Raw genomic sequence first — 18,675 nt, forward strand, 5'->3', positions numbered from 1 at the left:
CTGTGGTGGTGTTGGATGGTGGGTGTGTGGTGGAACAAGGAACCTACCGGGAGCTAACGACCGACCCCACATCACGCTTCAGGAAGCTCTTCGCATCCCAACTGGAGGGGAAATAACCACGCAACATACCCGCACAACGTAGAGTTAAAAACATGGAACGTATTGAATCCCCCGTCTACCGCAGGCTCGGCAACTCCGGTCTCGTCGTACCCAGCGTCGGCATCGGCTGCAACAACCTCGGCCGCCCCGGCACCCCCACCCGCACCCAAGAAGGCACCAACGAAGTCATCGCCGCCGCAGTTGACGCCGGCATCAGCTTCTTCGACATCGCCGACCTCTACGGCGCCGAACCCGGCCTCTCCGAAACCATGTTCGGCACCGCCCTCACTCAGCTCGGCCTCGACCGCGACGAACTGACCATCGTCACCAAATTCGGTCTGCCCGTCGGCGACCTCAACGGCAACGACCGCAACGCCCGCGGATCCCGCCGCTACATCATGCGCGCCGTCGAAGGTTCCCTCCGCCGCCTCGGCACCGACTACATCGACCTGTACTTCTACCACAGCCCCGACCCCAACACCCCCATCGAAGAAACCCTCAGCGCCCTCGACCAGCTCGTACGCGACGGTAAGGTCCGCTACCTGGGCCACTCCAACTTCTCCGGCTGGCAGCTCGCCCACGCCGAACACTGCGCCCACGAACTCGGCACCGAACGGTTCATCGTCGCTGAAAACCACTACAACCTGCTCGACCGCCGCGCAGAACTCGAAATCCTGCCCGCCGCACGGCACTTCGGCATGGGTGTGCTGCCGTACTTCCCGCTCGCTAACGGCCTGCTGACCGGCAAGTACCGCCGCGACAACATTCCCGCCGGTTCGCGCCTGTCCCACTCCAAGAAGAACGTGCTCGACGCCGCCAACTGGGACCAGCTCGAAGCCTTCCACAGCTTCTGCACCGAACGTGGCATTACCGAAGTGCAGGCGGCGTTCTCCTGGCTCGCACAGCAGTCGCCGGTCACCTCCGTCATTGCCGGTGCAACCAGCGCCGAGCAGGTGCGCGCCAATGCACAGGCGGCATGCCTGCGCTTCGACGCTGAGGACCTCGCCGCCCTGGACGCCATCTTCCCGGCACCCGAGAAGATCGCGCTGTTCTAAACTCCGGCTCCCTCTCAAAGGGGCACTCAGGCGGTCGCTCGTGTCGGCCGTAATATACGCTGAAAAATGTCCGTGGTGAGAAATAAATATCACCCGCCGAACGTTTTCGCTAGGATTAGGTGAGGTGTGTCTAACCTGACGCACCTCACCTAACCTATGTACCCACCCCTGCCGCCTGGAAGCAGCCCCGGCAGGACCACCCGCCACCGGCACATCAAAGGACACCATGAGCGCACAGAGCACCGCCTCCACCCTGCCCCCTCTGGGCACCGGGAAGCACAGTCGATACCTCGGCATCATTGCACTCATCGCCACCTTCGGCGGTCTGCTCTTCGGCTACGACACCGGAGTGATCAACGGCGCGCTCGAACCCATGAGCCGCGAACTCGGCATGGACTCCACCGCCCAAGGCTGGGTCACCGGATCGCTAGCCTTCGCCGCCGCTATCGGCGCGCTCGGATGCGGCCGCATCTCTGACCGGTTCGGCCGCCGAACCACCATCATTGGGCTCTCCACCATCTTCTTCATTGGTGCCCTGGCGTGTGTCTTCGCACCCAACGTCGCCGTGCTCATCACCGGGCGCACCCTGCTCGGCCTGGCGGTCGGTGGCGCCTCCGCCGTGGTGCCCGTGTTCCTCGCAGAGCTCGCACCCTACGAAATTCGAGGCTCCCTCTCCGGCCGCAACGAGCTCATGGTCGTGGGCGGTCAGCTTGCCGCGTTCATCGTGAACGCCCTCATCGGCAACCTGTGGGGCGAGCACGACGGCGTGTGGCGCTGGATGTTCGCCATCTGCACCCTGCCCGCCATCGGCCTGTTCGTCGGTATGCTGCGAGTGCCCGAGTCGCCGCGCTGGCTGCTGCGCGTCGGCAAGCGTGAGCAGGCGCTTGAGGTGATGAAGCGCATCCGCTCCACCGAACGTGCCGAAGCTGAAATTGCCGACATTGAACGCACCCTGCAGGCGGAGGCGGCAACCTCTCAGAACAATGCGGCGGGTAAGGAAAGCGTGGGCGTGCGCGGCTGGTTTGTGCGCATCCTGCTCGTCGGTATTCTGGTCGGCGCGGGTCAGCAGCTGACCGGTATCAACTCGATCATGTACTACGGCATTAAGGTGCTCAAGGAAGCCGGTTTCAGCGAATCCGCGGCGCTCATTGCGAACATTGCGCCGGGTACGATTGCGGTGCTCGGTTCAATCCTGTCGCTGCGCCTGATGGAGCGTGTGCCGCGCCGCGTCATGGTCATTACCGGCTATAGTTCGACCGCGTTTTTCCACGTGCTGATTGCGGGCGCATCCATGCTGCTACCCGCCGATAATGCGGCGCGTCCCTGGATTCTGCTGGTGCTCATCGTCTGCTTTGTGGGCGCGATGCAGACCTGCCTGAACGTGTCGACGTGGGTGATTATGAGTGAGCTGTTCCCGCTGCATGTGCGTGCGGCGGGTATGGGCATTTCGGCGTTTAGCGGCTGGATGATGAATGGTGTGCTGTCGCTGGCGTTCCCCGTGATTCTGGGTGCGGTCGGTCTGACCGGCTCCTTCATCGGCTTTGCCGTGGTGAACGTGATTATTGCGCTGCTGATGTTCCGCAACCTGCCGGAGACTCGCGGCGTGAGCCTGGAGCAGGTGGAGCGCGGCGTGATGGACGGCAGTATCTACCCCTCCGCACGCGGGCGCTAAACCCCGGCGGTTTTTAGGCAAGAATGAGGCGGGCGGCCCCTCCCCGGTGGAGGTGCCGCCCGCCTTGCAATATGCGTTGAAAGACTAGTCTGCAGGGTTCTCTGCGAGGAACTCGTCGAGGCCGATGCGGTAGCCATCATCTTCGGCGCGTGCCTTACGAAGAGCCTCAATGTCGAGGAGCTCTTCGTACTCTTCAAGTAGCTTCAAATCTTCGTAGGAGATGAGCGCGGCAACAGTCTTACCATTGCGGCTGATGAGGGGGCGTTCGCCGGAGAACACTGCCTCGTTGACTTTGGTTCCGAGGTTGTCGCGGAGTTCTTTAAGAGTCGTGACATTGGAACGAGTCCGGTGAGTGGTGACAGTCATGACTGGTTCCTTTCTGGGGTTTGTCCGTTAGCTCCGAGGATAGTTCCTGTGTAGGTTCCAGCCAGGGGGCTACTTATATAGTTTATATAGTACTACAATGTAAAGTATGTAAAAAGTGTACACTTTTTCTGCTAAGGTTGAGGTTAAGATTTAAAGCTCTGCCTGAAGGATGCAGATGACTGCAAACCATCTCTCAAACCCCGCGTACCGGGTCGAATTGACGCGCAAAGCAGCGAAAGAACTGAAGAAAATCCAACGAGAAGACCGGGCAGTCTTCGAGAAAATTATCGCCTGCCTCCGGTCCCTTGGCGATGACCCCTATATGGCGGGAGTCAAGAAGCTACAGGGCGAAGAAGGGTACAGGGCGCGAGTAGGAAATTACCGCATCCTGTACACCATTGATAACGGTGCGGTTGTTGTTGAGGTCTTCCGAGTTGGTCATCGGCGAGAAGTCTATCGTGGCCTGTAGAGTGAATGCGGCGTGATGGGTTGTAGTGCTGCCGCGACCGCACTGTTCGTTGAAGGAGAAGCAAGGAACCCCTACCCTGCGCCACCAACCCATAAATGATACGGTCAAAGAAGAACTAATGGATTCACGTGCTGAAATGCACGCCCGACCCTGCACATACGCATCGCCCGGACGCCCGCATCCAGCACGCCACAACTCTATAACGAACACGGGTGAACAATGACTGAGAACGTACACAACGACTGGGACCTCCGAAGCGAAGAGGTCCAGAAGAACCAGGTAGCTGCCTACGACGCAATGCGCCGCCGTTGCCCCGTCGCCCACGACGAATTCATGGGCTACTCCGTCTTCAAAAACGCCGACGTACAGCACGTACTCGACCACCCCGAAATCTACTCCAACGTCGTCTCCACCCGCCACATCGCCGTCCCCAACGGCATGGACGCCCCCGAACACACCACCTTCCGCGCGGTCAACGACAAGTACTTCACCCCCGAACGCCTCGAAAAGTTCGCACCCGTCATCCGCGACGCCGTGAAGACCCTCATCGCAGAACTGCCCCGCGGCGAAGAAGTAGACGTCATGCAGGGCTTCGGTCAGGCATACGCAATGCGCGTGCAGAACGCCTTCATGGGCTGGCCCGCATGCCTCGAACAGCCCCTCACCGAATGGATCGAAAAGAACCGCGTCGCCACCCTGCGCCGCGACCGCGAAGAAATCGCTAAGGTCGCCCTCGAATTCGACGGCTACATCCGTCAGCTGCTCGACGAACGCCGCGAGGACGCTGCCGCCGGCAACCCCAAGGACGTCACCGCCGAACTGCTCACCGACACCGTGCAGCTGCCCGGCGAAGAACCCCGCACCATGACCGACGAAGAAATCGTCAGCCTCATCCGCAACTGGACCGTGGGCGAGCTGTCCACCGTCTCCGCAACCGTAGGCGTATTCGTCAACTTCCTGGCACGCAACCGCGCCGAACAGGACCGCCTGCGCGCATCCCTCGCCGACGGCAACGCACTCGACGACCGCAGCGAAATCGCCCTCGCCGTCGAAGAAATCATGCGACTCGAAGACACCCTCGTCACCAACCGCCGCATCACCACCCAGGACACCGAACTCGGCGGCCGCACCCTGCCCGCCGGCTCCCGCGTGACCATCAACTGGGCAAGCGCCAACCGCGACGAGGACGCCTTCGAAGACGCCCTCACCTACAACCCGCACCGCGACCAGTCCCGCAACCTCGTGTACGGCGACGGCATCCACGTCTGCCCCGGCGCGCCCCTGGCACGCCTGGAACTGCGCATCCTGCTCGAGGAGCTGCTGCGCGGCACCGAGTCCATTGAGATCGCGGACGAGAGCGAGAAGCCCGCAACCGTAAACGCCGTGTACCCGGTCTCCGGCTACTCGGTCGTGCGCGCCATCTTCAACTAGGCACGCTCCAGCTCTAAAAAGTGCGAGGCGCCGAACCCCGAGAATAGGGGTCGGCGCCTCGCGCTGTTAAGAGTAAATATAAGAGTGAATAGTAGGGTAGTGGCGGCCGGTATCAGCCGCTCACTATAGATAAAGCGGAATATTCCCAGACGGCTATATAGCCTAGTGGAATACTCAATAAAGCTGAATCTAGCGGTCGGAACTCGTTGCCGAAGGCTTCACCGAAGAACCCGCAGAACCGCTCGCAGACGCACGAGTCGAAGCACTCGCAGAAGCAGAAGCCTCCGCCGCAGCTGATGCCGACTCCTCCGGGGACAGAGCCGTACCATCCGCATGAACACCAGCCATCGCCGGAGTCACACCATTAACGAAGCTCAACTTCGCCTGCTTGAACTGGTACTCGGGAGAGCAGGTCAGCTTATACTTCGAATTCGCCAGCTCGCGAATCGACTTCACATAATTCTGAGTCTCCTCATACGGGGGAACACCGCCGTACTTCTCCACAGAACCCGGACCCGCGTTATAACCGGCGAGAACCACATCCTGTAGCTCATCCTCATTGGAGGCGTACTTCGCCAAACGAGTACGCAACTCAGCCAAGTAGCGTGCCTGCGCCGCAATCGCATCGTGCGGGTTCAGAACATTACCGCCATTGCCGAAGCTGTAGTGGCCGCCGCTCCACGCATCATCAGTGAACTGTGCAATACCCTTAGCGCCCTGGTGGGACTCAACGCCCACACGCCAGTGGCTCTCGGTCTCAATCTGCGCCGCCAGCACGCCGGGACGGAAACCAGACACCTTAGAGCCCTCCTCAAAATCGGATCGGAGAGCCGCCGGAGCATACGAAAGCTCCGTCATGCCGCAGTAATCGTCGTAGGTGGCTGCCAAGCCGGCAACACCGCCACCCAGAAGGACCGCAGAGGCAATAATCTGCCAATGCGCAAGAACCCCGGCGAGAAAGCGAAGCGGGAAAGCTTTACGCTGCCGAGGAGAAATTTGTTGATCCGCCGGAACGGAAATGTGGTTGGAGGCGCTCGTAGCGTTACGCTCGGAAGAGGCGCTCGAAGTGCTATCTGCCATTCCTATAGACTAGCGCACCATGCCCGCTCCTGGCTAAGAAAAGTTCGCCCATGAGGCTAAAAGCATAGTTCGCCGATGTGCGTGCAGGCTCCTGCCGGGGCGTGTGCAGGGGCTCTGGGCTGGCTCTGTATCGGCTCTGTAGGAGCCTGTGCGGGGCAGAAAGGCGGCACAGCAAGACAGCGCAGAAAGACCCCGCCCGGCGCATCCATTCACAGGATGCACCGGGCGGGGTCTACCTCTCACGGGGCGCTAGAAGCGCCTAGCGTGAGGGTTTAGCGGGTAGCCACTACTAGCGATCAGTGACCACGATCTTGCCGGCGGCACCGCGCTCCATCTCCGAGAAGGAGTGATTCACGAACACGTAGGTGCCAGACTCTAGGAACTGCATCTCCACGAAGCCGCCCTGAGCGGGCGCCAAATCGAGTGCCTGGCTGTGGCCGTCACGGCTACCGAACGCATCTGCGCCGCGGCGCATCAGGTAGCCGCCCTCCTTGTAGACCGTGTCGAACTGCGAACCGACCACGTGGAAGCTCGTGCCGTGGTTCGGGCCCGCAGCCATTACCCAAACACGGATACGCTCGCCCTTCTTCACCTGCAGCGGCTTCGCCTTGTACTGGGTTGCGTGGCCGTTGAACATGGTCAGCGTGGGGGTGCCCGCCGCAATCAGCTCCGGCGAGTTCTCCGCCAGCTTGTTACCGTCGGAGGCGGTCTTGCCGGTGTCGTGCAGGTACGCCTCGCCCTGAACCATCACGTACTCATGATCGACCGGGTCAAGGTCCGCCGGGTCAATGATGACCGCGCCGTACATGCCCTGGGTCATGTGCAGGCTCAGCGGGGCGGTGCCGCAGTGGTACAGCCAGATACCGGCACCCTTCGCCTCAAAACGGTAGACGAGACGCTCACCGGGGGCGATGGTCTTCATCGTGTTATCGGGGGAGACCATGCCCGCGTGGAAGTCCAGCGAGTGGCCCATCGTGCCGTTATTGATGAGTGTAATTTCAAAAATGTCGCCGACCTTGCCGCGCAGAATCGGTGCCATGTTCTGCCCGTTGAACGTCCACATGTGAACGGTCACGCCGGGCGCCACCTCGCGGTCGACTTCCTCAACTTCCAGGGTGACCTTGCGGACGGTCTTGCCGTTCACCTGCGTGGCGGTGTTCGGTGCCGGGATGTTCGGGTCGCGGTACTTGTAGCCGCTGCCGGGCGCTGCGGACATGTCAATCCTGCTGTTCGCAACGGTCATGAGGGTCGGAGTGCTACCCGACGCGGCGTGGTTGTGGGTGCCCGTAGAACCGTGGTTGTGGCCACCCTGCGCCACCTGGTTTGCGGAGGCGCCGGTCGCCTTCACCTTGAACACCATGCCCAGGGAGCGGTGACCCGCCACAGAGCAGTAGCCTTCCTGGTCGGCGGTAATGACACCGGCATCAACGGTTTTCGTTTCGCCGGGGTTGATAACGCCGGTGGTCGCACCGTTGTCGAAGGTCAGGTCGTGGGTCATGCCCTTGTCGTCGTTGGTGACCTCGACGACCAGGCGGTTACCGGCGGGGACCTCCACCTCGGCGGGGGTGAAACGGTAGTTGCTGGTCGCCTTCACCTGCACGGTGGTGGTCTGACCGGTCGCAGCCACAGAGCCCGCCGAGGAGAACGACGGCAGGTTCAACGCGGACGGGTTCACGGCGAAGCCCAGCAGGAACGCCATGGCAACCGCGAGTGCCGCCTGGAAGCTCTGCTTGGCGTGCGGGACGGGTTCGGGGGTGAGCGCCTCCTGGTTGAAGACGGGCTTCTCGCCGCGGGCGCGTGCCGCCATCATTTCCTTGCGGGTGTTCACGGACGCCTTCACGCCGCGCACCATGAGCGGAATGAACGCCATGAGCGCCAACGCACCCACGATAGCGACGGCAATCTTAATGGACTGGCCCACCATGGAGCTGGGCATCATGAAGATGAGCAGCGCCAGGTTCACGGCGGTTACGCGTGCCGCCGCGAAACGGCTGAACTCCTTGTTGGAGGCGCGCACCACCGCCGGGCCACCGCCCATACGCTGCGGCAGCAGGTAGCTCATCGCGCCGAGCAGCAGCTGCAGCAGGAAGCCGACCACAAAGATGGGGGTCACGGCGCGCATGTCCAGCTGCGCGAAGGGGACGGTCGCCACCAGGTAGGCGGTGGTCGCTACGCCAATAATCAGCCAGAGGAAGCCCATACCCACGCTCATGGGCGGGTACTCATTCGGGCGCTTGGTGCGCAGGGTACGCACCATCACCCAGGCGACAATCAGCAGGGCAACCAGGTAGACGACCAGACCCGCAGCAGCAAGCGGACGCATCCCTAAAATCGCGCCGACAACGGTCAACGCCAAGCCACCGCACATCAGGTACAGGGCGCGCAGGCTGTGGGTGAGCGCCTTATCCACCATCTTGGTACGCAGCATGGTCGGCCAGAACGTCACCAGCGTACCCACCGCGGTAATACCGACGAAGCCGAGCACGTTCACTGCCTCGTGCGCGAGCAGGAACTGCGAATGCAGGGTGCCGGACAGGTTCGGGTAGGCAATCATGCCGCCAAACGCCGCACCGAGGGGCAGCAGCAACGCCGCAACAATGTAGAAGCGAATGGTCACACCGAACCGCGACGGCAGAGCCTGACGCACCTGCTTCAGCAGGTAGATGCCGTGCCAGGCGACCATCGACCCGACAATGAGGGCGCCCACCACCGTGGCGGCGTAGAGGCCGGGCACGCTCAGCTGACCGACCATGCCGATCATGAGCACGAGAATACCGGCGTTCAGAATGAAGATTCGGCGCACCTGGGTTCCGCGGTGCTCGTCAGGAATCTTGATTTTCATGAGCGCTTCGGTGAAGTGCTGCGACCAAATCAGGATCGAGTTCGTAATCAGGCCGAGGGTGACAATGTGCACCATCAGCCAGCCGCTATTCGGGATAAACCTGTGCAGCAGAAGTACGCCGACAAGGGTAAACATCCAGTGGGAGACGGGCTTGGAGGCGCGACGATGCCACGTACCGCGACCGGATGCGCGGCGTGCAATCTCTTCGGGGGTGAGGTTTGCGCCGGGCACATCAGCCGGGCGCGCGCCAATGCTCAGGCCGGAGGAGCCGCCTCCGGAGACGTTTGCGGGCTTGCCGCTCGTGTTCTCGCCTTCGGGTGGGGTGCCGAGATGTTCACTCACGTGATCACTGCTTTCACTGCTGGTTGTTCGTGGACGTCGGTGTGCGGGTCGGCACCCGGTACCCCTGCGTTGGGGCGGGTGCCAATAAGCCCATTATATTGCCCGGATAGTACCAATTTTGAAGACATGACGTGCATATGAAGGCAGCTCATATCGTGATAGTTGTGCTTGTGTGCTCGAGCGGTTCTTCCCCTGCGAATCTCCCCCTGTGATTCTTCTCCCCAATGCATCCTTCACAGGTGCGCGCGATAAACTATTAGGATTCCAAAATCGGATGCCCGCCCACCCTACGCGCGCATCCGCCGGCACCAAGGTAAGGACAAACACCTCGTGACAAGGACTGACTCCACCACCCCCATCTGGGGAAAAATCGCTATTGTGGCACTCATCCTCATTGTTGGCGGTGGATACGTCGTCAAAATGCTCACCAACCCCTTCAGCGGTATGGACTTCTCCATTTACCGTCTGGGTGCGATGACCATTTTCGATAACGAGGGCTTTACCCAGGACCTATACTCCCCGACCCTGAACGATCACGGCGTGATTAAGCCGCCGTTCACGTACCCGCCGTTCGCGGCAATGCTGTTCTTGCCGTTTGCTTTTATTCCGCTGGAAGTTGGCAAGGTCATTATGGTGGTCGGTTCGGCTGTGGTGGCGTGGTGGATTTCCACGATCATTTACAACTACGTGAATGCGCGCGGCCGTGAACTGCCGCTGCAGCAGTACTTTGGTCGTGCGGGCACGATTGCGGTGCTGACTATTCTGGTGGTTTCGGCGGGCCCGTGGCAGCGCACCCTGGACCTGATTCAGATTAACCCGTTCATTACGGCGCTGATTCTTGCCGATTTTGTGCGCCCGGCAACCCGCGTGCCGCGCGGCGTGCTGATTGGTATTGCGGGCGGCGTGAAGCTGACCCCGCTCGTGTTTGGTCTGATTCTGCTGGTCCGCCGCGACTGGAAGGGCATTGCGACCTTGGGTGCGACGTTCTTTGGCACCATCGCGTTGGGTTTCATTCTGATGCCTAAGGACGCGCCGGAGTTCTGGTTCTCTGCGCTGACGAACCCCTCCCGTGTGGGTGGACTGAACTTTGTGGATAACGTCTCGATTCAGGGTTGGCTGCTGCACTTCGGTCTCTCTGAGAGCGCCGCGAAGCCCGTCTACTACGCCCTGGCGCTGGTCACGATTATGCTGACCGCTGCGCTGCTGTACCAGCTGGAACGCCGGGGTGCCGCGCTGGCGCAGGTGGCGGTGACCGCCTCCTTGATGGTGGCGCTGTCGCCGATTAGCTGGTCGCACCACAACGTGCTGCTGCCCCTGCTGGTTGCCGTGTTCATCCTGGATGCGTTCCCCACCTATTTTGCGGTTCAGCCGGCGTGGCTGCGGGTGACAGCGACCGTGTTCGCGGTGGTTGCCGTGCTGGGCCTGTACCTGTCGCCGATTAGGATTGCGTCCTGGTTCCACGGTAGCGCTGATGGTTTGGAACAGCTGGACCCGGGCGCGTTGGCGGTTTCGGCTATTCCCGCGTTCTGCCTGTGGGTGACGATGACGCTCTGGTCGGTTGCCGCCCTGAGCGCGCCGGTGCGTGGCGCGAAGGTTGAGCCCGTGCAGTACGGTTCCGTGCGTAGCGATGCGCCTCTGGGCTGGTGGGGCGCTCGCGCCCTGGTGACCGAGAGCGCCGAGTCTGTGCGCGCCGCCGCTTCCCGTGAGGCAACCGCGTGAGCCGCGACAAGGAACTAGAAAAGACCCCTGTGAAGAATACTGACAAGAACTTAGCTACGACCGCGGAGAATACCGAGGCGGCTGCACCGAGGATTCCCTGGGCTTCGGCTAGCTCTACTACTGCACCGGTTGCGGAACCGGCTGCTGAAAGCACTGTAGAAAGTGCTGGGCCCGCCGCATCCTCTGTAGCCACCGCGGAAAAAGCGGCAAAGGAAGAAGTCGCCGAAGAAACCGCCAAGGAGCTCGCTAAGCCTGCGCGTCGCAGCTTCTTTGACCGCATCCCCGGCATGCGCAGCGGTGCTCTCTGGGCGCACCTGCTGTTCATCCTGGTTGCCTTCTACGCCTTCGACTACGTGACGCACGCGGCGGCTGACGATATTTACGTGTACCGCCTGGGCGCTGTCTCCCTGGCGGACGGCCCGGACGGCTACCAGCTGTACACTTTCCGCACGCGCGGTCTGCCGTTTACCTACCCGCCGTTTGCGGCGCTGCTCTTCTACCCGCTCGCGTTCCTCACCGAGCCGCAGAGCATGCTGCTGATTACCGCCATTATTTGCGCGCTCAGCTACTGGTGCGCGTACCTGCTGTACTCCTACGCGCGTAGCCGCTCGTGGCGTCTGCCGTTGCAGAAGCACCTGGGTCATTGGGGCATGGTGTCGCTGATTGCGGCGCTGATTTGGATGTGCGGCCCGTGGCGTTTGACCACGCATTTTGGGCAGATTAACGCCATCATTCTGGCGCTGATTCTCGCTGATTTTATGCGCCCGGCAACCCGCGTTCCGCGCGGTGTGCTGCTGGGTATTGCGGCGGGTATTAAGCTGACCCCGCTCGCGTTCGGTCTGCTGCTGCTCATGCGTAAGGACTGGAAGGGCATTGCGACCCTGGGTGCTAGCTTCGCCGCGACCGTGGGTATCGGCTTCCTGGTGATCCGTGAGGAGTCGCTGACGTTCTGGTTCCATGCGGTGCATGACACTTCGCGTGTGGGCTGGTTCAGCTACTTCGATAACGTGTCGATTATGGGTACGCTGACCCACGTGGGCCTGCAGCATCACCTGACGGCTACCGCCCTGTCGGTGGTGCAGGTGGCGTTGACTCTGCTGATTGTGCTGGTCACGGCGGTTCTGTTGGTTCCGCTGATTCGTGCCCGCGCACTCATGGCGCAGCTGGCGCTGACCGCGTTCATGATGCTGCAGATTTCGCCGATTAGCTGGTCGCACCACAACACCTGGTACCCGCTGATGCTCGCCGCCGTGGTCATGGAAATCTTCCCGCTCATGTACCAGCGGGTCAGTTCCTTCGTCTTCACGTTGGCTGTTATTTTGGCGACTGCGGCGCTGGTGGGCATGTACATTTCACCGTTCTGGATTGTGCTGGCGTTCTCCCCGCACTTCAACTCGGATCAGATTCTGATGGTGCCGGAAGGCTCCCTGGGCCTGATGGCGGGCACCATGCCGTACCAGCTGATGTACCTGTTTATTCTGGTGACGTTTTTTGTGTACCTGGCGAATCGTCAGCTGGTGGAAAATGCGGCACGCGCCGCGGGCGCCGAACTGGCGGAGGCGAAGTACTCCCGCTAAAGAAACCGCCCGCTCACGGCGGCTAGCGCCTCCAGCAGGTGCACAGGCCTCATCGGGTATAAAAGTATCCCCCGCACCCATCACGGATGCGGGGGATACTTTTATGCCCAGCCTGCTGACCTAGTCAGTCACGCTGTTAGTTAGTGCCGATGCTCCAAGTAATGTTGGAGTCGGTACGAACCTGCATGTAGCTCTTGTTGCTCTGAACCCACTGCATGCTGCTCTTCACGGTCGGAATGGTCGAGGAGAAGAACGGGTCGTTCTTGGTCGCGTTCAGAACGGTGAAGCCGCGGGTGGTCGGGCCGCTGGTCTGGAACTCCATGGTTGCCTCGGTGCCTTCGTAGGTGAAAGCGTAGAAGTTCATGGTGCTCTGGAACTTCTCACCCTTCTTGTAGTGGGGTGCGGAGTCTGCGTCGTAGACGCGGATGGTCCACTCGCCCTTACCGGTCAGCTCCAGCTTGCGGGTGGGGGTGGAGTGGCCGCTCGCGTCAATCCACGCGGTGCCCTTGAGCTCCTTGCCGTCGCGGGTGGAGTCGATAACGCTCACACCCGAGGCGATGTTGCCCTTATCGTCACGGCTGGTGATGAAGGCGTTGACCACACCGTCTGCGGGCTTGAACTCGTAGTAGAGCAGGCCTGCGGACACATCGCCCTTGATCTTCTCAATGTCGATGGTGTCCTTGTTGTCGGCGACGGTCTTCTTGTATTCCTTGAACTCACCCTCGGGCATCTTCGCTTCAGCAGCAGCGATGGGTGCTGCCGAAGAAGCCGAAGCCGCGCTCTCAGATGCGGGCGCTGCGGAAGAAGCCTCAGAGGATGCCGCCGCGGAGGACGCCTCAGCGGAAGTAGCCGCCGCGCTCGCCGACTCGGAAGAAGCGGAGGCGGGGTTCGAGCCGCCACGCGGAATCAGCATGACAATCGCCAGGATGAGAACAATCAGCAGAGCCAGCGCACCACCGATAACACCCCAAATCTTAGTGCCGGAGAACAGACCCTTCTTCTCGGAGTCGTCCTCGCCATTGCCCTGGTTGCCGGGCTCGGTCATGTAGGGGTTGCTGAGCGCCACGGTTGCCTGGTCCTGATCAGACACCTGACCCTGGTAGGGCTGCTGAGCGTTGTACGGCTGACCCTGGTAGGGGTTGCCCTGGTACTGACCGCCCTGCGCGTTCTGACCCTGGAAACCCTGACCCTGGAAACCCTGGCCCTGGTACTGGCCACCCTGGAAGTTCTGGCCCTGGAAGCCCTCACCCTGGAAACCATCAGCCTGGTTCGGCTGGAAGCCGTTCGGTGCCTGACCCGCCGGGATGAACTGTGCGTTCTGGCCGGGCTGCATGTTCTGACCGGGCTGTTCCGAGAGGTTCACGGTACGCTCGGACAGGTTGACGGTGCGCTCGGTTTCGGGGGTGTGGAACTCAACGAGCGGGGAGCTCTCAATAGTGTGGGGCGCCTCAGCAGCGGGTGCCTCAGCCGCGGGAGCCTCAACGATGGGCTCAGATACCGGTTCAGCTGCCGCCGGTGCCTCGGGGGCAACCTCGGCGACGGGCTCAACAACAACGGGCTCTGCAACAGGCTCGGAAACAGCGGGCTCTGCAACAGGTTCGGAAACGACCGGCTCAGAAGCGGCAGGTTCGGAAACAGCGGGCTCGGACAGTGCGGGCTCAGCAACGGGAGCCTCTTCAGCTGCAGCTTCTTCAACTGCGGGAGACTGGGATGCGAGAACCTGCTCGGGCAGAGCGGTGCCGGTCAGCGGAACCTGAGTCAGGTGACGCATCGGCTTGGGCTCGGAGGACTCCTCAGCGGACTCAGCCTGGGACGCCTCAACGTGGGGCGCCTCTACCTGCTGTGCCTCAACGTGGGATGCCTCAGCCTGGGGTGCTGCCGCCTCCGGAACCTCGACGACCTGCTCACCTTCGAGCTCAGCGGCGAGCTGCTCCAGGTCAACGTCCTCAACGGTCAGCGGTGCTGCAGCTTCGGCGGGCTGCTCAGCCTCAACAGCGGGCTCAGCAACTACAGGCTCAGTAACCTGCTCAGCGGGAGCCGCCTCGGCAGCGGGCTCCTCGGGAATCAGCGGCTCAATAGTAGCCTCTTCAACCTGAATGGGTTCGGGCTCGGGCTCTTCGACCCACAGCTGCCAGCCTTCAGGAACGGGACCCCACGCGGGGTCGGGGCGCCACGTAGGAGTGGGGGCCCATCCAGCAGGAGGAGCGGGCCAGTTGGGCGGCGGATTGAAGACGAGTGCCATAAGAAAGCAGCCTTTCTGGTGCTGAAAAAACACCCCGGAAGAGCGGTCATCAGCGACTATGTATATGAGCGTATTATCGCTTCAAATTATGGCATAGGTTCAGAAAACGAACCCCGTGAATGGTGGGTTTTTAGCCTTATTCACGGCTTTTTCAATGGTTTTGAAACAATCCGTATCAATCAGCACTTGAAGGTTTCAGTATGCCCGGTCACCATCGACCCCGCGGAGGCTAGGATTAAAGAATGAACACTACACCGCCTCCCGCACCCCCGCAGGTAGCCGCCGGAACCCCCGCTGCTCCTGCGCTTGTTGCAGGTCTTGCCTACCACCGTCTCTCCCACGCCGACCCGAAATCCCGCTGGTTCTCACCCCTGCTGGAAGGTCTGCTCGGCGTCGCCGTATTTATTGGCCTCAACCTGATCATTTCAGTTGCCCTGGCTGTGGCGATTATGGGTTCGGGACTTTCCCTCCAGGATGTAGCTACGAACCGCGCCGTCATTATGGAACACCCGGCGCTGTTTGCGCTGACCTTCCTCTCCCTTATCGCGATTGTGCCTTCGCTCTTTCTGGCGCGCCTGGTTGTGGGCCCGAAGCCCTGGGGTCTGATTCATTCGGTTGCGGGCCGTCTGCGCCGCTCGCTGCTGCTTCCGTACCTGGGTTTGAGCTTCGCTGTTTACGGCATCTACTACGCCGTGATGCTGGCGTTGAGCGGTGAGAGCCTGCCCGAATACCGCTATTTTCAACCTCCACAGGTTGAATTTTGGGTTTATGTGGCGATGATGCTGCTCCTGGTGCCCGTGCAGTGCTACGCCGAAGAGCTCGCCTACCGCGGCTTCATGATGCAGATGCTGGGCCGCTGGCTCCGCACCCCCTGGCTGCCGATTGTGCTGCCAGCCGTGCTGTTCATGCTCTCCCACGCCTACGACCCCTGGGGTCAGAGCACGATTCTCGCGATGGGTATTTACGCGGGTTTCCTCTGCTGGTACACCGGCGGTCTGGAAGCCTCCATCAGCCTGCACGTGGCAAATAACGTGATTCTGATGCTGCTGTCCATGGTGGCTGGTCTGGATCCGTTCGCCTCCGAGGGCGTGACCCCTCTGGATGCACTGCAGGGTATCGCCCTGGAAGGCGTGTACGTGGTGCTCGCCTGCCTGATCTTCAACGCACGTGCTCGCCGCGGCGAGGTTTCACGTGAAACACAACCGCTCAAGGTTGATAAATAGGTTATATGGCGGGTTGCTCTAGCTCGACTGCTCCAACCCGCCTGCCCCGCTCTATTCGAGCCTCACCAGGGCTATTACTCCATGTTGCGTGGACTATCAGCCCCGGTCATCCCGTCAACACCCAAGAAAAGGTAGGGTTAAACCATGACTGTTGATGCTGTAAAGAATATTGAAGACCTCGCCGCATTCGTGGCGGAGTCGCCGGTCTCTTACCTCGCCGCGCGCACGGTAGCGCGCCGCCTGCAAGCGGCAGGCTTCACCGAGCTTGTAGAGACCGAAGCATGGGACCCGCAGGTCGCGGCCGGCCGCCACTTCGTCGTCCGTGACGGCGCGATTATCGCCTGGGCTGGCGGCGCGAAGGCGCAGAAGGCAAGCGGCTACCGCGTACTCGGTGCGCACACCGACTCGCCCTCCCTGAAGGTCAAGCCCTCCTCCTCCATCACCACGAAGGGCTGGCACCAGATTGCCGTGGAGAACTATGGTGGTGCACTGCTGAACTCCTTCCTCGACCGTGAGCTGTGCGTGGCGGGTCGCCTCACCGTCTTGGAGGGCGGCGAGCTGAAGGACCGCCTGGTGCGCACCGGCCCGATTGCGCGCATCCCGCAGCTGGCACCGCACCTGGACCACAAGCGCAACGAACTGGTGCTGGACAAGCAGTTCAACATGTACCCCGTGTGGGGCGTGGACCCGGCGGAGAACGACGTGCTCGGCTACATGGCGAAGCACGTGATTGACGGCGAGCCGGTCGACCCGCAGAGCATCGTGGGTTACGACCTGCTGTTCGCTGATTCGCAGCCGCCGCGCCGCTTCGGTGCGGATCAGGAGCTGTTCGCTTCCGGTCGCCTGGATAACCTGTCTTCGGTGCATGCGGGTTTGACCGCCCTGGAGCGTTACGTTGCCGATAACGCGGATGAGCACGCCACCGAGACCGTGATGCTTGCGGCGTTCGACCATGAGGAGCTTGGTTCGGAGTCGCGTAGTGGTGCGGCTGGCCCGTTCCTGGAGGATATTCTGGTGCGCCTGTCCGCTGCGCGCGGTGAGAGCACGGAGGAGTACCGCCGTTCGGTGGCGGCGTCGTTCTGCCTGTCGGCTGATGCCGGTCACCTGGTGCATCCGAACTATCAGGGTCACCACGACCCGACCGTTCAGCCACTGCCCGGTGGTGGCCCGCTGTTGAAGATTAACGCGAACCAGCGTTATGCGACGGATTCGGTGGGTGCTGGCGTGTTTGCTGCGGCGTGTGCGAAGGCTGGTGTGCCGTATCAGGAGTTCGTGTCGAATAACAATATGCCGTGCGGTTCGACGATTGGCCCGATTACGGCGACTCGCCTGGGTATGCGCACCGTGGATGTGGGTATTGGTTTGCTGTCGATGCATTCGATGCGTGAGATGTGCCATGTGGACGATATGGCGTACATGACGCGCGCGGTGGAGGGCTTCTTCCGCCTCTAAATTGAACCCCGCTGAGGTATGAACAGTGGGGGTGTGGGCGCCGGGAACGTAAGGTTCCCGGCGCCCTTATTTTTTAAAAATTTTTCGGGGGGGGGGGAGTGTTTACCTCTTGAATAGGGTCTATGTGTACTGTAAAGTAACCCACAATACGTTATATACGTGTTGCACACTACTTGTTTTTGAGAAGTTTTCACCAATGATGGTGCGCCATCAGCTCGTCACCGGCGTAGCGAGCGAACCCCAACATGAAAGGCGGTTCCCATGTTCTTCGATATTTCTCTGATCCCGCTGGCGGTTTTGATCCTTGTGGGTCAACTGAAAAAAGCACCACCAAGGTTGCTAAACAACCCTAGCTATCAAAAGGAGAGGGAGCAGGTGCGAAAGCACCGGCGCATCCTGGATACGCTCGGCGTGGGTTTTGCTCTTGCCCTGATGATTATTCAGTGGGGTAACCCCGCGTTATCGCTTGCCTTTCAGGCGTTCGTTATTTGGTTGATTCCCAGCCAGCTGTATGATCTCTGGCAGAAGTTCAATGTGCCGCGTGGGGTACTCTTCGCGTGTGCTATCGCGCTAATCATTATTGAGTTTGGGTTGGCGCTCCTACCCTAACCTGCACCCTATAACAGTTGTGGCGGTGACCGAACAACGGTCACCGCCACAACTATTTTTAAGATGAGACAGACTCAGGTTAGACGGGGTTCGATTAGACAGGGTTGTCGGGGCTGGGCAGGGTTACCACCTCAGACCAACGAGTATCCTTAGCGGCCGCACGGTTCGCGTCGCTCTTCTGCTTCACATCGGCTGGTGCCTGCTGCGCCCACAACTCAAAAGCAACAATGTAGTTCTCAGGGTAGTTTGCCGCGAGCAGCTCCTGTCGGGTTGGGAAGTACTCCTTACCCTCTCGAATATCGACGTAGTTGCTTGCCTTGTAGGGGTCTGCGCTCTGGATATCAGCGCGCGGGCCGGAGGCTACCTTTCCGCTTGCCACGTTATTGTCATCGATAGCGCGCACCCACGCTGCGGCGTAGGCGTGATCAGCCTTGTTCTTCTCGTACAGTGCCAGGCACTCGGCTCCCGCTGATTCAGCTTCGGCGCGGGGGGGGGGG

At 61.1% G+C, this 18,675-nt stretch carries 13 protein-coding genes and 1 pseudogene; 9 read left to right on the top strand and 5 right to left on the bottom strand.

Annotation, left to right across the window (positions count from 1 at the left end; all coding sequences use genetic code 11):
• Positions 1 to 152 precede the first annotated feature (152 nt).
• Both HMPREF2919_RS06475 and HMPREF2919_RS06480 read left to right on the top strand, forming a co-directional pair.
• Positions 153 to 1,154: an aldo/keto reductase gene (locus HMPREF2919_RS06475; protein ID WP_049338317.1), complete on the top strand. Its 1,002-nt coding sequence runs from the start codon at positions 153 to 155 to the stop codon at positions 1,152 to 1,154.
• Between the two features lie 226 nt (positions 1,155 to 1,380).
• Positions 1,381 to 2,826, top strand: coding sequence for a sugar porter family MFS transporter (locus HMPREF2919_RS06480; protein WP_070666862.1), 1,446 nt, complete (start codon positions 1,381 to 1,383; stop codon positions 2,824 to 2,826).
• Positions 2,827 to 2,910: 84 nt separating this feature from the next.
• Here HMPREF2919_RS06480 and HMPREF2919_RS06485 read toward each other — a convergent pair whose 3' ends face one another.
• A complete protein-coding gene (locus HMPREF2919_RS06485) occupies positions 2,911 to 3,192 on the bottom strand; it encodes a type II toxin-antitoxin system prevent-host-death family antitoxin (RefSeq protein WP_005509047.1) in 282 nt (93 codons plus the stop codon).
• 175 nt (positions 3,193 to 3,367) lie between these two features.
• Here HMPREF2919_RS06485 and HMPREF2919_RS06490 point away from each other — a divergent pair, with 175 nt between their 5' ends.
• Both HMPREF2919_RS06490 and HMPREF2919_RS06495 read left to right on the top strand, forming a co-directional pair.
• Positions 3,368 to 3,661, top strand: coding sequence for a type II toxin-antitoxin system RelE family toxin (locus tag HMPREF2919_RS06490; protein WP_049341179.1), 294 nt, complete (start codon positions 3,368 to 3,370; stop codon positions 3,659 to 3,661).
• Between the two features lie 219 nt (positions 3,662 to 3,880).
• Positions 3,881 to 5,092, top strand: a complete 1,212-nt coding sequence (locus tag HMPREF2919_RS06495; protein ID WP_070642193.1) for a cytochrome P450 — start codon at positions 3,881 to 3,883, stop codon at positions 5,090 to 5,092.
• 189 nt (positions 5,093 to 5,281) lie between these two features.
• Here the strand turns inward: HMPREF2919_RS06495 and HMPREF2919_RS09330 are convergent, their stop codons facing one another.
• A complete protein-coding gene (locus HMPREF2919_RS09330; RefSeq protein ID WP_083308745.1) occupies positions 5,282 to 6,172 on the bottom strand; it encodes a lytic transglycosylase domain-containing protein in 891 nt (296 codons plus the stop codon).
• A gap of 289 nt (positions 6,173 to 6,461) precedes the next feature.
• Positions 6,462 to 9,356 (bottom strand): multicopper oxidase domain-containing protein, encoded by a 2,895-nt coding sequence (locus HMPREF2919_RS06505; protein WP_070666864.1) that lies wholly within the window; start codon positions 9,354 to 9,356, stop codon positions 6,462 to 6,464.
• 330 nt (positions 9,357 to 9,686) lie between these two features.
• On the opposite strand from HMPREF2919_RS06505, the gene HMPREF2919_RS06510 reads away from it, so the two are divergent.
• Positions 9,687 to 11,075, top strand: a complete 1,389-nt coding sequence (locus HMPREF2919_RS06510; protein WP_070666866.1) for a glycosyltransferase family 87 protein — start codon at positions 9,687 to 9,689, stop codon at positions 11,073 to 11,075.
• Positions 11,072 to 12,652 carry a glycosyltransferase 87 family protein gene (locus HMPREF2919_RS06515; RefSeq protein WP_070666868.1) on the top strand — a complete coding sequence of 527 codons (1,581 nt, stop codon included), beginning with the start codon at positions 11,072 to 11,074 and terminating at the stop codon, positions 12,650 to 12,652. Before HMPREF2919_RS06510 ends, HMPREF2919_RS06515 begins: the two co-directional genes overlap by 4 nt.
• Positions 12,653 to 12,788: 136 nt before the next feature.
• Here the strand turns inward: HMPREF2919_RS06515 and HMPREF2919_RS06520 are convergent, their stop codons facing one another.
• Entirely contained in the window at positions 12,789 to 14,894 is a 2,106-nt protein-coding gene (locus HMPREF2919_RS06520; RefSeq protein ID WP_070666870.1) for a hypothetical protein, read from the bottom strand.
• Between the two features lie 242 nt (positions 14,895 to 15,136).
• Here HMPREF2919_RS06520 and HMPREF2919_RS06525 point away from each other — a divergent pair, with 242 nt between their 5' ends.
• The 3 genes from HMPREF2919_RS06525 (at position 15,137) to HMPREF2919_RS06535 (ending at position 18,178) form a co-directional block, all read left to right on the top strand.
• Positions 15,137 to 16,117, top strand: coding sequence for a CPBP family intramembrane glutamic endopeptidase (locus HMPREF2919_RS06525; RefSeq protein WP_070666872.1), 981 nt, complete (start codon positions 15,137 to 15,139; stop codon positions 16,115 to 16,117).
• Between the two features lie 144 nt (positions 16,118 to 16,261).
• Positions 16,262 to 17,569 carry a M18 family aminopeptidase gene (locus HMPREF2919_RS06530; RefSeq protein ID WP_070666874.1) on the top strand — a complete coding sequence of 436 codons (1,308 nt, stop codon included), beginning with the start codon at positions 16,262 to 16,264 and terminating at the stop codon, positions 17,567 to 17,569.
• 261 nt (positions 17,570 to 17,830) lie between these two features.
• Entirely contained in the window at positions 17,831 to 18,178 is a 348-nt protein-coding gene (locus tag HMPREF2919_RS06535; protein ID WP_070593109.1) for a hypothetical protein, read from the top strand.
• A gap of 94 nt (positions 18,179 to 18,272) precedes the next feature.
• Here HMPREF2919_RS06535 and HMPREF2919_RS06540 read toward each other — a convergent pair.
• Positions 18,273 to 18,675: pseudogene (locus tag HMPREF2919_RS06540) on the bottom strand (hypothetical protein); the annotation flags it as partial.

The sequence above is a fragment of the Rothia sp. HMSC068E02 genome (genome assembly GCF_001813565.1).
Taxonomy (GTDB): domain Bacteria; phylum Actinomycetota; class Actinomycetes; order Actinomycetales; family Micrococcaceae; genus Rothia.